We start from the raw sequence: 13997 nt of genomic DNA on the forward strand, positions 1-13997 counted from the left end.
AGATGGTTAGGTGTACTTAATTCTATATAAAATGAAAACAATAGAAGTAAGAAAAATTCAGGAATTATTTCCCTAGGGTAGCCATTTTTATGGCAGCGATGGCGGCCTCCGTACCTTTGTTGCCGTGTTTTCCTCCACTGCGCTCACGTGACTGTTGTATGTTGTTGTCCGTTAAAACGCAAAAGATCACTGGAATATCCAATTGCACGTTCAGGTCTTTAATTCCCTGTGCGGTGGCGCTACATACAAAATCAAAGTGTTTGGTCTCACCCTGAATGACACTTCCAATAGCTATAATGGCATCCAGTTTTTTTGTAGCGGCCAATTTTTTACTTCCGAAGGTAAGTTCAAAACTGCCAGGTACATTCCATCTAACAATGTTTTTTTCCAGGGCTCCACAATCCAATAGGGCTTCATGGGCACCATTGTAAAGGCCTTCGGTAATTTCATCGTTCCATTCAGAAACTACAATACCAAAGCGAAGGGCTTTGGCATTGGGTATGGTTTCCTTATCGTAAACGGATAGGTTTTTATTTTCGGTGGCCATTATTTAGTACTTTTAGCCATGCCTATGAAGGCATCTACAGTAGTTGCTTCCGCAGAAGAAGCGTATTTCTCCTTTATCTGTTCAAAATAGGTTAAAGCTTTTGATTTATCACCTAAATCAAGAGCAGTAACGCCTGCTTTATAAAGGAATTTTGGTGCCGTAAAGTTGTTGTCGCTATGGTTCAACGCTTTTTCATAATAATCCAAAGCATCTTCTGCTTGGCCCAATTGCATAAAGGCATCGCCCACACCACCTTTTGCTAATGCCCCCAAGATATCATCCTCAGATTTAAAATCCTCTAAGTGTGTAATGGCCTCCTGGTACTTTTGCATGTTCAAATAAGCCATACCGGCGGAATAGTTGGCAAGGTTGGCCGCTTGGGTTCCGCTATATTCATCAATAATATCCAAGAAACCGTATTTTCCTTCGGCTCCGTTCAAGGCTAAATTATAAAGAGAGTCTTTAGCGGTTGTGCTATTTATCGCTTGGTCAAAATACTGTTGCGGATAGTACATTTCATTGGTAGCACTTGCCTCTTTTGGTTTCTCTACAAACTGTACGTAAGCAAGGTAGCCCAATACAGCTACGGCAATTACACCAATGACACCTAAAATATAGTTTTGGTTAGAGGCAACCCATTCCTCTGTTTTAGAGGCACTTTCATCTAACGTACTAAATACTTCTGCCGTTGCGCTTTCCTGTTCTTCAACAACTTGCTCTTCAACTTTGTTTTGAGGTTTAAATCCGCGCTTTTTATATGTGGCCATCTTCTTATTTTATAGGTCGCGCAAAAATAAAATTTTTATCTAAAACCTAAAGGGTATTTATTCGTTATTTTTGATGTTTCGATAGATTCAAGCACTAAAACCCCCATGTAGTTACATGATTTTAAAAAAACTTTCCCTTATCAATTACAAGAATTTTGATTCAAGAGATTTTCAGCTTGATGACAAAATCAACTGTTTTGTGGGGGCCAATGGTATTGGTAAAACCAATGTGCTGGATGCCGTTTACCATTTGGCTTTTGGAAAGAGTTATTTTAACCCGGTATCTTCCCAAAACATTAAGCATGGAGAAGAGTTTTTTGTAATCAATGGGGAATTTGAAAAAGATGAACGGGAGGAGAAAGTGGTCTGTAGTTTAAAAAAAGGTACCAAAAAGGTCATGAAAAGAAATGGTAAAATTTATGACCGATTGGCCGATCATATAGGCCTCTTGCCAATGGTTATGATTTCTCCGGCAGATAGGGACTTGATCATTGAGGGAAGTGAAACCAGACGTAAATTTATGGATGGGGTCATTTCACAGTCAGACAAGGCATATCTGCAAAACTTATTGAAATATAATAAAGTGCTGGCCCAACGTAACTCGTTATTGAAGTATTTTGCGGCCAACCGTACCTTTGATGGTACTACGCTTGCAGTCTATAATGATCAATTGAACGATTTTGGTTCGGAAATATTTAAAAAAAGAAAGCAGTTTCTAGAGCGCTTTGTCCCTATTTTTCAAGAGCAACATGAAATTATAACCGGAGGAAAGGAACAAGTTTCCTTGGTGTATGAAAGCAAATTGCTACATAGTGGATTGATACAGCTTTTGGAGGATAATCTTGAAAAAGATAAAGCTTTGCAGTATACTTCTGTGGGTACCCATAAGGATGACCTGAGTTTTGAGATCCATGGTCATCCTATTAAAAAATTCGGGAGCCAAGGCCAACAAAAGTCTTTTTTAATCGCTCTGAAGTTTGCGCAATTTCAGTTTATAAAGGAACAATCTAATAGTACACCTATCTTACTTTTGGACGATATTTTTGATAAATTGGATGGACATCGGGTGGCTCATATTATCAATTTGGTGAACAACGATAATTTTGGGCAAATATTTATTAGTGATACGCATGCCGATCGCACGGAATCTATTGTAAAACAGATACACCAATCATATAAAATGTTCCCCATTGGTGCAGCCTAAAACTTTAGAGATGATGTTGAAAAAAATGAGGTTTTTAATTCCGTTTCTAGTCTTCGTTCTAATTCTCGGTTGTTCCGAAGGAATTAATAAAGAAGAACTAAATCAATTGAACGGCTATTGGGAAATTGAGAAAGTGACATTACCTGATGGAAGCGTTAAGGAATACTCTGCCAATACCAATGTAGACTTTATTTATTTGGAAGATTTAAAGGGATATAGAAAGAAAATGAGTCCAAATCTACAAGGTAGTTACAAGACAACGAACGATTTGGAAGACTTTACCATTTTAGAAAAAAACGGGGAGTTTTGGATGCATTATGAAACGGAACTAACGCAATGGTCAGAAAAATTAATGACCCTACAGAAAACGTCCTTTTCCGTTGTTAATGAGGATGGCATTACCTATAATTATACAAGATTTGAACCCATTTCAATACCCAAATAATGGCAAAAAGAAAAAATGATAACCTAAGTATGGGTGAAGCCTTGAACGAGTTTATTAAAGAAAACCGACTACAGCCTGGAATGGATAAGGTTGATGTACGTGAAGCTTGGAAAAATTTGATGGGCAATGGGGTAAATAACTATACCAGCACAGTGGAGCTTAGGGGAGATACCCTTTTTGTTGGACTCTCTTCTTCCGTGCTCCGAGAAGAATTGAGTTTGGGTAAGTCTAAGATTATAACTATGCTCAATGAAGATTTGGGGCGGGATTTAGTTAAGAAGCTGGTATTGAGATAAAAAAAGCCCTCACATGTAGTGAAGGCTCTGTCATTTATACCTCTAGTAAAGGAGGCTTAGAATATTTCGCGACCTGAAAAGTGGAAGGCTCCTTCTATGGCAGCATTTTCATCACTATCAGAACCGTGAACAGCGTTTTCGGCAATATCCGTTGCGAACATTTTTCTTATGGTTCCTTCCGCGGCTTCTGCGGGGTTGGTGGCGCCAATAAGCGCTCTAAAATCCTCTACGGCATTGCCCTTTTCCAAGATGGCAGCGACAATAGGACCTCTTGTCATGAATTCTACCAACTCGCCAAAAAATGGTCTTTCCTTGTGTATGGCGTAAAACTCTTGAGCGTCTCTTGTGCTCAATTGCGTATATTTCATTGCAACGATCTTGAAACCAGCAGCTGAAATTTTTTCTAAAATAGCTCCAATATGCCCTTTTTCAACGGCATCTGGCTTGATCATTGTAAATGTTCTGTTTGTAGTCATGTTTTTAATTTTTTGCAAAAATAAGCTTTATTCAACAATGGGCAATAATTAATAGGTTTGTTCCAGTTCTTGTAATATTGTTCCGTTATCGCCTTTGATTTGCATATGTACTTTTTTGGTTTCAAAGTTAAACCTAAGCAACCCAAAACTTTTATTAGAAACTACGCTACCAATGCGATAAGAATTGGGTTCCACGTTAAAACCATCATAAGAGTGGGTTAGTCCGCTACTGGTAAAATCGACTAAAGGATAGTTCAATCCTTCTAGATCAATTCTGGAAAATTCTGAAATATGTCTGTCGCCCGAAAGAATGATGACCCCTTTGGCTTTGGAAGTTACAAGAACTTCCAATAATTTTTTAGTTTCCTCAGGAAAATTACCCCAAGTTTCAAAACCATGTTCCGAAGATAAAACCTGAATACTGCTTACTATCACATTAAAATCCGCTTCGGAATTGGTCAATTCATTCTCAAGCCATTTCCATTGTTGTACACCCAAGATGGTAGCATCTTTTTCCTTATCGGCCTCGTATCTTTTACCAATTACCTTACTGGGAGTAAGGGAGGTGCGAAAATATCGGGTATCCAAAACAAGTATTTTAAGTGAGCCTTTAGGCGTTTTGTAGTCGTGAGAGGTGTAAATACCTTCTTGTTTTCTTCTGGGGCTATCTTCAGGCACCCCTAAAAAATTGAGTAGCTCCTCCTGACTCTCCTTCTTTTTGCTATAATCTGTGCCACTGTCGTTTACGCCGTAATCATGGTCGTCCCAAGTGCCAATAACCGGAACTTTACTTTTTAATGCCGCGTAACCGGCAACTTTGTTTTGTTTGTTGTAAAGCCTTCTTAGCTTTTTCATGTTATAGGTGTCCGAATAAATTATATCGCCACCCCAGATCCAAACGTCGGGTTTAGAAACTAGAATATCGTCCCATAGGTCATTGGGTTCATTATGCTTGTTACACGAACCAAAAGCCAAATTAAAATGAGACGGTAATTGATCGTTGGCAGCCGTCTTTGGCGCGAAATTCACCATTTCTTTTTTGGTACTACAGGCAAAGAAAAGAGATGTTAGGATGACAATGGAGAATAAGTGGTATTTCATGGTGGCATATTTACTACTGCAAAAATAGACCATTGTTCATTTTCTCTACATTAATAAATTGTATCTTTGCGCGCATGAATTTGGAGACAGTAAAAGCGGTTAAAGAACTACTTTCCACCCCGCAAAATATGGTAATCATACCACACAAAAATCCTGATGGCGATGCTATAGGTTCCACATTGGCACTTTGGCATTTTTTTAAAAATAATGGTCAGGATGCTACCGTTATAGTTCCAAATGACTATCCAAAGTTTTTAAAATGGATGCCAGGAAGTGACCAAATTTTGAATTTTGAAAAGGAAAATCATCAGTGCAAGGATAAAATAGAAAATGCTACGGTGGTCTTTACCTTGGATTTTAATCACTTGGGCAGGGTGGGCCAGTTAGAGGAGCCGCTTGAGGAGGCTGCAAAGAAAATTCCGTTTGTGATGATCGATCACCATCAAGCTCCATCAGATTATGCAAAAATAATGTACTCTGATGTAGAAATGAGCTCTACCTGCCAAATGGTCTATAACTTCATTGAAGCGGTAGATGGTGTGGAGAAGATTACCTCAGAGATGGCAAGTTGCCTCTACACGGGGATAATGACGGATACAGGGTCTTTTAAATTCAGGTCTACTACAGGAGAAACCCACCGAATTGTTGCCGATTTAATTGATCGGGGAGCAGAAAATACCGAGATTCATCATAGGGTCTTTGATACCAATACTCCTGCAAGACTTAAATTGTTGGGGGTAGCCCTTAATAATATGAAAATTCTGGAGCAGTTTAAAACTGCCTACATTACTCTAAGCCAAGATGAACTGGATGCCCATAATTATCAGAAAGGAGATACGGAGGGGTTTGTCAATTACGGACTCACTTTGGAAGGAATTAATTTTGCCGTCATTTTTATAGAAAATAAGGAAGAGGGTATCATTAAAATATCATTTCGTTCTATTGGCGATTTTTCAGTGAACGAATTTGCTAGAAGTCATTTTAATGGAGGAGGGCATAATAATGCCGCTGGCGGAAGAAGTGAAAAATCCTTGCAAGAAACTGCTTTGTATTTTGAATCTTTGTTGAAGGATTATAAAAACCAGCTTGCCGTATGAGAATATTAACTCTTTCCACTTTATTAATTCTACTTTTTGCCAGTTGTGGGGGGCCTGAGCCAAGAAGACCTGTGGAGGTAAAGACGGGTAGTTTTTTTAAGGAATCGGTAGAAAGAAATAAAGAGCTCTTGGCACAAGAGGAAAAAAGTATTCAATCTATCATAACAAAAGATTCCCTTCACGAGTATAAAAATTCCGCTTCAGGTTCTTGGTATTATTACGAAGTGGAGAACGAGCAGGACCTTCCAACTCCCCAACCAGATGATTTGGTCACCATGCAATACGAAATCTACAGTTTTGAGAATGATACCATTTACAGTGCAGAAGAGACGGGTACAGTGACCTATAAGGTAGATAAACAAGAGCTTTTCCCTGGATTAAGGAATAGTGTTAAATTATTAAAGGAGGGGGAGACGGCGGTCTTCTTTTTCCCTTCTTCCCTAGGATTTGGATATCATGGGGATAATAATAAAATAGGGGTGAACGTTCCCTTAAAGGTCAAGTTGTCCATTCTTACTATTGAGAAGGAAGACCAAGAATAATGAGTTAATTTATAGTATAAAACCCAAATTAGTAAGCAATGAAAAAAGCGTATGCAATCGTACTTGTTCTAGGTGTTATTTTGGCAGGATGTAAAAGTCAATATGCAGAACTGGGCGATGGCCTTTTTGCAGATATTCAAACCAATAAAGGCGATATTATCGTAAAGCTGGAATACGAAAAAACACCGGTCACCGTGGCTAATTTTGTTTCTTTGGCAGAAGGTAAAAGTCCCTTTGTTACAGACAGTTTAAAGGATAAACCCTATTATGACGGAATTATTTTTCACCGCGTGATCAAAGATTTTATGATTCAAGGTGGAGACCCAACTGGGACAGGTAGGGGCAATCCTGGTTATAAATTTAAGGATGAATTTAATGACAGCCTTGTGCATGATAAAAAAGGCATTCTTTCAATGGCAAATAGTGGTCCCAAGACCAATGGTAGTCAGTTCTTTATTACCCACAAACCAACTCCCTTTTTAAATGGAAGACATACTGTTTTTGGAGAAGTGGTTGAAGGGTTGGATGTAGTAGATACCATTGCCAACGTAGAAACTTCGCAAGATCCGGTATCGAAAGATAGGCCTATTTCTGAAATTGTAATGAACAAGGTGGAAATCGTAAGAAACGGAAAAGAAGCTAAGAAGTTTGATGCAGTTCAGGTAATGAGCGACTATTTTGCAGAGGAGGAAGCTAAAATTGCTGCCTTTGAAAAAATGAAAGCTGATTTTGTAGCTTCGCTTGAAAAAGAAAAAAACGAAGCAGAGGAATTGCCATCCGGACTAAAAATCAAAACCTTAAAAGAAGGTGAAGGCGAAAAACCTGCTATAGGTAGTAAAGTTTTAGTACACTATGCCGGGTATTTGGAAGATGGTACCTTGTTTGATAGTAATTATGAGGATGTGGCCGTTAAATACAACAAGTTTGATGAAAGAAGAAAGTTGGGCGGCGGCTACAATTCGTTACCAATGGATTATAGTCCTGATGCCGGTCTTATTGCTGGCTTTAAAGAAGGTCTTTTAAATATGAAGGTGGGAGATAAGAAACGTATTTTTATCCCTTCTCATTTAGGTTATGGCCCCCAAGGTTCTGGACCCATACCACCAAATGCCAGCTTGGTGTTCGATTTGGAAATTACCGGAATCGCAGAATAATCTTTTTAGCATACTATGATATTATAAAACCTCGCAACTGCGAGGTTTTATTGTTTATATGGTTTGCATGGGCTACTTAAAGGAATGCAGTTCGTCTAAAAAAAATACTAGTCTTGTCTTAGTGCCGTTTATACTTTTCAATAATAACCTAAATCTTAACTTTTATGAATTGGTACTTTAAAGTATGGCAGAACTATGTGAATTTTGAAGGAAGGGCAAGACGAAAAGAATATTGGATGTTCTTTCTGTTCAATATGTTGATTTCCTACGGACTACAGATTTTGGCAGTGGTAGCTGATGCTCCCGTATTGTTTGTAGTATCATTGATCTATTCTTTTGCCGTTTTACTTCCAGCAATAGGAGTAGGTGTGAGAAGAATGCACGATGTAGGGAAAAGTGGATGGTTCATTCTAGTGCCTTTCTATAATTTGTATTTGGCATGCTGCGATAGTGAACCCCATGAAAACAAATGGGGGCCTAATCCAAAAGCGGATGAAGCTCCAAGTTTACAGAAAGTTTAAATAGGAGGGTCGGCCAATGGCCGACCCTTTTTTTATTTCTTGGGCGTATCCTTTAAAACCTCTAGTAGAAACTTCCAGAATTTCTGAACTGACGTAATACTCACCCGCTCATCTGGAGAGTGTGCTCCTAAAATGGTAGGTCCAAAGCTGATCATATCCATTTCAGGGTAATTTTTACCTAAAATTCCGCACTCTAGCCCCGCGTGACAAGCAATTACTTTAGGTTCTTCCTTAAACAACTCAGTGTACTTATTTTTAGCAACGTCCAATATTTTGGAATTTGGATTGGGAGACCAACCTGGGTAGGTACCACTGAAGTTTACATTGCACTTGGCCAATTCAAATGCACTTTTTAGAGCGTGAGCCAAATCCATTTTGGCAGAATCTACAGAGGAACGTGTTAAGCAGCCTATTTTTACTTCCCCGTTTTTAACTACCACTTTGGCCACATTATTGGAGGTTTCCACTAAATCGGGTATGGCAGCACTCATAGCATATACTCCATTATGTGCCGTATAAATAGCCTGTAACAAGCGTTCTTGCGCACCTAAGCCCATTATTTGCTTGGGTAATTTGGTTTCTTTCAAACCTATCTCCAAGTTTGGTTCTATAAATTTAAGTTCTTCCTTTATAGTTTGTCCCCATGCTTCAAAATCTTTCTTGAAAGCATCTAATTGAGATTTCAACAATACGACCACCGCAACACTTTCTCTAGGGATGGCATTGCGTAAGCTACCCCCTTCAATCTGGGCAATTCGCATCATAAACTGATTGGTACCATTATACAAAATACGGTTCATGATTTTGTTCGCATTGCCCAAGCCTTTGTGTATTTCTATACCACTGTGCCCGCCTTTCAGTCCTTTTACGGAAATTTCTAGACCAACAGTGGCCCTTGGCACCGGTTTTTGGCTATAGGTTCTAGTAGCAGTCACATCGATACCACCGGCACAACCAATATCGATTTCATCATCTTCTTCGGTATCCAGATTCAATAAGATTTCGCCTTGTAAAACGCCACCTTTGAGTCCCATGGCACCGGTCATTCCGGTTTCTTCGTCAATGGTAAATAATGCTTCCAATGGCGGATGCGCAATATCGGTACTTTCTAAAAGCGCCATGATAGCGGCAACACCCATACCATTATCGGCACCTAGGGTAGTTCCCTTGGCCTTTACCCAATCATCGGCAATGAACATTTCAATGCCCTGTTCGTCAAAATTAAAAACGGTATCGTTATTTTTTTGGTGAACCATATCTAAATGTGATTGTAGGGTCACCATTTTTCTATCTTCCATTCCGGGCGTGGCAGGCTTTCTTATGATTACATTACCTACCTCGTCCTTAGAGGTTTCCAACCCGAGAGAATTGCCAAAATTCATCATGAATTCAATTACGCGTTCCTCTCTTTTTGAGGGACGAGGTACGGCATTTAAATCGGCAAATTTGTTCCAGACCGGTTTAGGGGATAATTCTCTTATTTCGTTGCTCATAATCCAATTTTAGGGCACAAAAATACATACTCTCCAATTGGCATGCGTGCATTATTGGTTAATTTTGTGAGAGCTTTGTGTGGTCATCTAGATTTAGATGAATACAAAATTTGAAGTTGAATGTTAAAATTATAACCGATAAGTTTCACTTTGAACAATAAGTTAAAGAATTACATTGCCCTAAGTCTAATTCTTCAGATCATTTTGGTTATGTGGTTGGCGGGACATTCTGATTGGATTGAAACGTACTATAGCAATGGGATTTATCCGTATATAAGTCGGTTTTTTAGAATGTTATTTGGTTGGTTGCCCTTTTCCATAGGGGATTTGATATATGCCACCTTACTAATTCTAGGTTTGACCTACCTCGTACGGCACCGGAAACAAATTAAGTTGAAGCCCTTATTTTTTTTGAGGGATGTAGTGTTGGTATTGTCCGTGTTCTATTTCACTTTCAATTTGGTATGGGGGCTAAACTACTATCGCAAGCCGTTGGCCGAAAATTTTGCTATTAAGGATTCCGTTCAAACCGCCGAAGTACTTAAACTAAGTAAGCAACTGGTGAAGAAGGTAAATCTGCTGCAAGAGGAAATTACTGGCGATACCATCACCATGGTACAGGTGCCATACACCCGAAACGAAATTTTTGAGAAAACAATTGAAGAATACCGTAAAACTTCAAGTCAAACTACTTTCTTGGAGTATAAAAATGCAAGTTTAAAAAAGTCTGTGTTTAGCTTGCTTTCCTGTTATTTAGGTATTGGTGGCTATCTAAACCCTTTTACCAATGAGGCGCAAGTGAATGCTAAGACCCCTGTTTTTAGGTTTCCAGTGGTAGCGGCCCACGAGGTAGGACACCAAGTTGGTTACGCCAAAGAGAACGAAACCAATTTTATTGGCTACTATATGACCATGAAAAGTGAAGATATTTACTTTCAGTACTCCGCTTCTGCCTATGGATTAAGTCACTGCTTAAGTGCTGTAAAACGATATGATGAAGCTGTGTTCAATGAAATTTTTGACGGGGTCAATCAAGGGGTGAGGGAGAATTATAGAGAGCTGTACGAGTTCAACCAAAAGTATGAAAATCCTTTTGAGCCCATATTTAAGTCAATTTTCAATACCTTTTTAAAAGCCAATCAGCAAAAAGACGGTATAGAAAGCTACAGTAAAATTGTGGAGTTGATGGTGGGCTTTCATGAAAAATACCCGCTTTAATAATGGATTTCTTGAAATTGTGTTTAAGTGCTTTTGGTATCGGCAGTTCAGCTTAGCTGTTTTTGCCAATTATAAAAAAGTAACTTTCGCATCCTAAAACATTTCTTGTTTCTTTCGCCTTTCTTTATTTTTAAAACTTTCTTTTTAGAATACGCTCTATGAACAAATCCTTTGCTTTTGTAATCCTTTTAATTCTTGGTATGGGCTTGCTCTCATCCCAAGAATATTTTCCTGATAACACTCAGGTAAAATCCCAAAACAATAATTATACGGCTATAGTTAATGCCAAAATTTATGTCTCACCATCCAAAGTCGTTGAGAATGGTACTCTCTTGATTAAGAAGGGAAAGGTAATGCAAGTGGGAAAATCGGTAAAAATCCCTGCCAACACAGTTAAAATTGATGTAGCAGGAAAATGGATTTACCCTTCATTTATAGATGTTTTCTCAGAATTCGGTGTTGCCAAACCGGAAAAAAGCAAAGAAGGAGGCCGCTCTGCCGAATATGAGCCTTCACGCCAAGGTTATTACTGGAACGACCATATAATGCCAGAATTTGGTGCGGTCAATTCCTTTGTTTATGATGAGTCTACTGCCAAAAATTTACGGGAGGTTGGTTTCGGCGTTGTCAATACCCACCGTCATGATGGTATAGCCCGCGGAACCGGTGTATTGGTAGCGCTCAATGGAAAAGAGGGTGATGCGGAGCGCATTTTAGATGACCGTTCAGCTCAATATTTTTCCTTTAAAAAAAGCATTGCCCACAGGCAGGCCTATCCCACCTCGTTAATGGGAAGTATGGCGCTATTGCGACAAATGTACTATGACGCAGATTGGTATGCTCAAGGAAATAGTGAGACCAAAGACCGTTCTTTGGAGGCTCTTAACAGCAACAAATCTTTGGTACAAATTTTTGAGGCAGGGGATAAGGGCAATGTTCTAAGGGCTGACGGAATCGGGGATAAATTTGGTATTCAATACATTGTTTTAGGCGGTGGGGACGAATATGAAAGAGTGGCCGATATCAAGGCTGCGAATACAATTTTGGTATTGCCCTTAAATTTTCCAGATGCTTATGATGTCTCTAACCCGTATACTACTAAATATGTTTCTTTGGCCGATATGCGAAATTGGAATCAAGCGCCTGCCAATCCAAAAGTTATGGCCCAAAATGGTATTCCGTTTTCCCTTACCCTACACGGACTAAAATCGACCGTAGATTTTAAGGATAAAATTAAGAGGGCCATTGCTTATGGACTTTCAAAGGAAAAAGCCTTAGAGGCATTGACAGTTGTACCCGCCCAGATTTTAGGGAAATCCGAAAGTTTGGGAACTTTGGAAGCGGGCCGCTATGCTAATTTTTTGATTTCTTCCGGCGATATTTTTGAGGATGGAACTTTGTTATACGAAAATTGGGTACAAGGTCAAAAGCACGTGGTCAATGATATCAACCAGAAAGACCTTCGTGGCGATTATGATTTGTCCATTGGAACCGATTCCTTTCAGTTAAGTATTACAGGGGAAGTATTACAGCCAAAGGCAGAAGTAAAAAAGGATACGTTAAAGCTGAACACCAAATTGGAGTATAAGAATGATTGGCTGGTAATGTCATTGGTTAACAATCAAAATGGAGCTACGTATCGTTTAAGTGGAGCAATTACTGAGGATACTAAGAATTTAGAGGGAAAGGCCATCGCATCCAATGGGAGTGAAACCACTTTTAGGGCAGTAAGAACAAAAGCTTTCAAGGCCAAAGAAAAGGACGAGCCGGTAGTTCCGGAAATGGTTCCCGTCACATTTCCCAATATTGCATATGGAAACACTTCCTTGCCAAAACAACAAACCATGTTATTCAAAAATGCCACCGTGTGGACCAGTGAAGATGCCGGTATTTTAGAGCATACAGATGTTTTGGTCAAGAATGGCAAGATAGAAAAAATTGGAAAGGATGTTAAGGCCGGTGGAGCTAAGGTCATCGATGCTACCGGCAAGCACTTAAGTGCCGGTATTATTGATGAGCACAGTCATATTGCGGCCCTTGCCGTAAATGAGGCCGGCCAAAATTCTTCGGCAGAGGTAAAAATGGAAGATGTAGTAGACTATGAAGATAAAGGCATCTATCATGCCCTTGCAGGTGGCGTTACCAGTTTACAGTTACTGCACGGGTCCGCGAATCCTATCGGTGGTCAGTCTGCTATCATGAAGTTGAAATGGGGAGAAAGTCCTGAGGAAATGATTTATAGTAACACCCCCAAATTCATCAAATTTGCTTTGGGAGAGAACGTGAAACAAAGTAATTGGGGTAGTTACAGCCGTTTTCCTCAAACTAGAATGGGGGTGGAGCAGGTTTTCGTCAATTATTTTCAACGGGCTAAAGAGTATATGGAGGTAAAAGCCAAAGGAGAATCTGTACGGTATGATGAAGAAATGGAAACTTTGGCCGAAATTATAAAAGGAGAACGTTTCATAAGTTGTCACAGTTACGTACAGAGTGAAATCAATATGATGATGAAGGTGGCTGAAAAATTCGGTTTTAGGGTCAATACCTTCACCCATATTCTGGAAGGTTATAAAGTAGCTGATAAGATGAAGGAACACGGTGTAGGTGGAGGTACTTTTTCAGATTGGTGGGCTTATAAGTTTGAGGTGAACGATGCTATTCCCTATAACGCGGCCATTATGCATGATCAAGGGGTTACGGTGGCTATCAACAGTGATGATGCAGAAATGATTCGCAGACTCAACCAAGAGGCGGCCAAGACCATTAAATATGGAGGAATGACAGAATTGGAAGCTTGGAAGATGGTAACGATCAATCCGGCAAAACTGTTGCATTTAGACGAGAGAACGGGCAGTATCAAGGAAGGTAAAGATGCAGATTTGGTACTGTGGTCACACAATCCCTTATCTATTTATGCAAAGGCGGAAAAAACTATTATCGACGGTGCTGTTTATTTTGATTTGGAAACCGATAAAAAGATGCGAGAGGCAGTAAAAAAAGAGCGTGCCAAACTGATCAACCAGATGCTTTTGGAAAAACAGGGGGGTAAAAAAACACAACAACCTGCTTTAAAGAAAAAGGAATTGATGCACTGTGATACCGGAAGTTTAAACGACCACCACGAGTAGGAAGGTTT

14 protein-coding genes are annotated in these 13997 nt (G+C 39.5%); 9 read left to right on the forward strand and 5 right to left on the reverse strand.

Translation table 11 applies throughout. The features are described 5' to 3' along the window. Window positions 1–64 precede the first annotated feature (64 nt). Both ribH and IL355_RS14685 read right to left on the reverse strand, forming a co-directional pair. Window positions 65–547: a 6,7-dimethyl-8-ribityllumazine synthase gene (gene ribH, locus IL355_RS14680; RefSeq protein WP_187456844.1), complete on the reverse strand. Its 483-nt coding sequence runs from the start codon at window positions 545–547 to the stop codon at window positions 65–67. Continuing rightward, the gene (locus tag IL355_RS14685) at window positions 547–1314 is read right to left on the reverse strand and encodes a tetratricopeptide repeat protein (protein WP_192462878.1); all 768 of its coding nucleotides are present in this window, start codon (window positions 1312–1314) and stop codon (window positions 547–549) included. The genes ribH and IL355_RS14685 overlap by 1 nt, the downstream gene beginning before the upstream one ends. Window positions 1315–1429: 115 nt before the next feature. Between IL355_RS14685 and recF the strand changes: the two genes are divergently transcribed. The 3 genes from recF to IL355_RS14700 are packed head-to-tail and all read left to right on the forward strand — an operon-like array spanning window position 1430 to window position 3259. Further along, on the forward strand, window positions 1430–2518 hold the full coding sequence (recF, locus tag IL355_RS14690) for a DNA replication/repair protein RecF (RefSeq protein ID WP_192462879.1): 1089 nt from the start codon (window positions 1430–1432) through the stop codon (window positions 2516–2518). Between the two features lie 10 nt (window positions 2519–2528). After that, window positions 2529–2963: a hypothetical protein gene (locus tag IL355_RS14695; protein WP_225621264.1), complete on the forward strand. Its 435-nt coding sequence runs from the start codon at window positions 2529–2531 to the stop codon at window positions 2961–2963. Next, window positions 2963–3259, forward strand: a complete 297-nt coding sequence (locus tag IL355_RS14700) for a DUF721 domain-containing protein (RefSeq protein WP_192462880.1) — start codon at window positions 2963–2965, stop codon at window positions 3257–3259. Before IL355_RS14695 ends, IL355_RS14700 begins: the two co-directional genes overlap by 1 nt. A gap of 56 nt (window positions 3260–3315) precedes the next feature. Here IL355_RS14700 and IL355_RS14705 read toward each other — a convergent pair whose 3' ends face one another. Continuing rightward, a complete protein-coding gene (locus tag IL355_RS14705; RefSeq protein WP_192462881.1) occupies window positions 3316–3735 on the reverse strand; it encodes a nucleoside-diphosphate kinase in 420 nt (139 codons plus the stop codon). A gap of 48 nt (window positions 3736–3783) precedes the next feature. Further along, complete coding sequence (locus IL355_RS14710; RefSeq protein WP_192462882.1) at window positions 3784–4836, reverse strand: alkaline phosphatase D family protein; 1053 nt, start codon at window positions 4834–4836, stop codon at window positions 3784–3786. A gap of 74 nt (window positions 4837–4910) precedes the next feature. On the opposite strand from IL355_RS14710, the gene IL355_RS14715 reads away from it, so the two are divergent. The 4 genes from IL355_RS14715 (at window position 4911) to IL355_RS14730 (ending at window position 8150) form a co-directional block, all read left to right on the forward strand. Then, the gene (locus IL355_RS14715) at window positions 4911–5933 is read left to right on the forward strand and encodes a DHH family phosphoesterase (RefSeq protein ID WP_192462883.1); all 1023 of its coding nucleotides are present in this window, start codon (window positions 4911–4913) and stop codon (window positions 5931–5933) included. Beyond that, window positions 5930–6475, forward strand: a complete 546-nt coding sequence (gene gldI / locus IL355_RS14720; protein WP_192462884.1) for a gliding motility-associated peptidyl-prolyl isomerase GldI — start codon at window positions 5930–5932, stop codon at window positions 6473–6475. Before IL355_RS14715 ends, gldI begins: the two co-directional genes overlap by 4 nt. 38 nt (window positions 6476–6513) lie before the next feature. Continuing rightward, complete coding sequence (locus IL355_RS14725; protein WP_192462885.1) at window positions 6514–7629, forward strand: peptidylprolyl isomerase; 1116 nt, start codon at window positions 6514–6516, stop codon at window positions 7627–7629. Window positions 7630–7793: 164 nt separating this feature from the next. Then, window positions 7794–8150 (forward strand): DUF805 domain-containing protein, encoded by a 357-nt coding sequence (locus IL355_RS14730; protein ID WP_192462886.1) that lies wholly within the window; start codon window positions 7794–7796, stop codon window positions 8148–8150. Between the two features lie 32 nt (window positions 8151–8182). Here IL355_RS14730 and IL355_RS14735 read toward each other — a convergent pair whose 3' ends face one another. Continuing rightward, complete coding sequence (locus IL355_RS14735) at window positions 8183–9643, reverse strand: aminoacyl-histidine dipeptidase (protein ID WP_192462887.1); 1461 nt, start codon at window positions 9641–9643, stop codon at window positions 8183–8185. Window positions 9644–9793: 150 nt separating this feature from the next. On the opposite strand from IL355_RS14735, the gene IL355_RS14740 reads away from it, so the two are divergent. Both IL355_RS14740 and IL355_RS14745 read left to right on the forward strand, forming a co-directional pair. Further along, window positions 9794–10861: a DUF3810 domain-containing protein gene (locus IL355_RS14740; RefSeq protein ID WP_192462888.1), complete on the forward strand. Its 1068-nt coding sequence runs from the start codon at window positions 9794–9796 to the stop codon at window positions 10859–10861. Window positions 10862–11019: 158 nt separating this feature from the next. After that, on the forward strand, window positions 11020–13989 hold the full coding sequence (locus IL355_RS14745; RefSeq protein WP_192462889.1) for an amidohydrolase family protein: 2970 nt from the start codon (window positions 11020–11022) through the stop codon (window positions 13987–13989). Window positions 13990–13997 lie beyond the last annotated feature (8 nt).

The organism is Euzebyella saccharophila, from assembly GCF_014855495.1.
Taxonomy (GTDB): domain Bacteria; phylum Bacteroidota; class Bacteroidia; order Flavobacteriales; family Flavobacteriaceae; genus Euzebyella; species Euzebyella saccharophila.

Excerpts from the sequence above, each read along its gene's own strand:
- ribH (WP_187456844.1), bottom strand. The coding sequence starts at position 547 with ATGGCCACCGAAAATAAAAACCTATCCGTTTACGATAAGGAAACCATA.
- IL355_RS14685 (WP_192462878.1), bottom strand. The coding sequence starts at position 1,314 with ATGGCCACATATAAAAAGCGCGGATTTAAACCTCAAAACAAAGTTGAA.
- recF (WP_192462879.1), top strand. The coding sequence starts at position 1,430 with ATGATTTTAAAAAAACTTTCCCTTATCAATTACAAGAATTTTGATTCA.
- IL355_RS14695 (WP_225621264.1), top strand. The coding sequence starts at position 2,529 with ATGATGTTGAAAAAAATGAGGTTTTTAATTCCGTTTCTAGTCTTCGTT.
- IL355_RS14700 (WP_192462880.1), top strand. The coding sequence starts at position 2,963 with ATGGCAAAAAGAAAAAATGATAACCTAAGTATGGGTGAAGCCTTGAAC.
- IL355_RS14705 (WP_192462881.1), bottom strand. The coding sequence starts at position 3,735 with ATGACTACAAACAGAACATTTACAATGATCAAGCCAGATGCCGTTGAA.
- IL355_RS14710 (WP_192462882.1), bottom strand. The coding sequence starts at position 4,836 with ATGAAATACCACTTATTCTCCATTGTCATCCTAACATCTCTTTTCTTT.
- IL355_RS14715 (WP_192462883.1), top strand. The coding sequence starts at position 4,911 with ATGAATTTGGAGACAGTAAAAGCGGTTAAAGAACTACTTTCCACCCCG.
- gldI (WP_192462884.1), top strand. The coding sequence starts at position 5,930 with ATGAGAATATTAACTCTTTCCACTTTATTAATTCTACTTTTTGCCAGT.
- IL355_RS14725 (WP_192462885.1), top strand. The coding sequence starts at position 6,514 with ATGAAAAAAGCGTATGCAATCGTACTTGTTCTAGGTGTTATTTTGGCA.
- IL355_RS14730 (WP_192462886.1), top strand. The coding sequence starts at position 7,794 with ATGAATTGGTACTTTAAAGTATGGCAGAACTATGTGAATTTTGAAGGA.
- IL355_RS14735 (WP_192462887.1), bottom strand. The coding sequence starts at position 9,643 with ATGAGCAACGAAATAAGAGAATTATCCCCTAAACCGGTCTGGAACAAA.
- IL355_RS14745 (WP_192462889.1), top strand. The coding sequence starts at position 11,020 with ATGAACAAATCCTTTGCTTTTGTAATCCTTTTAATTCTTGGTATGGGC.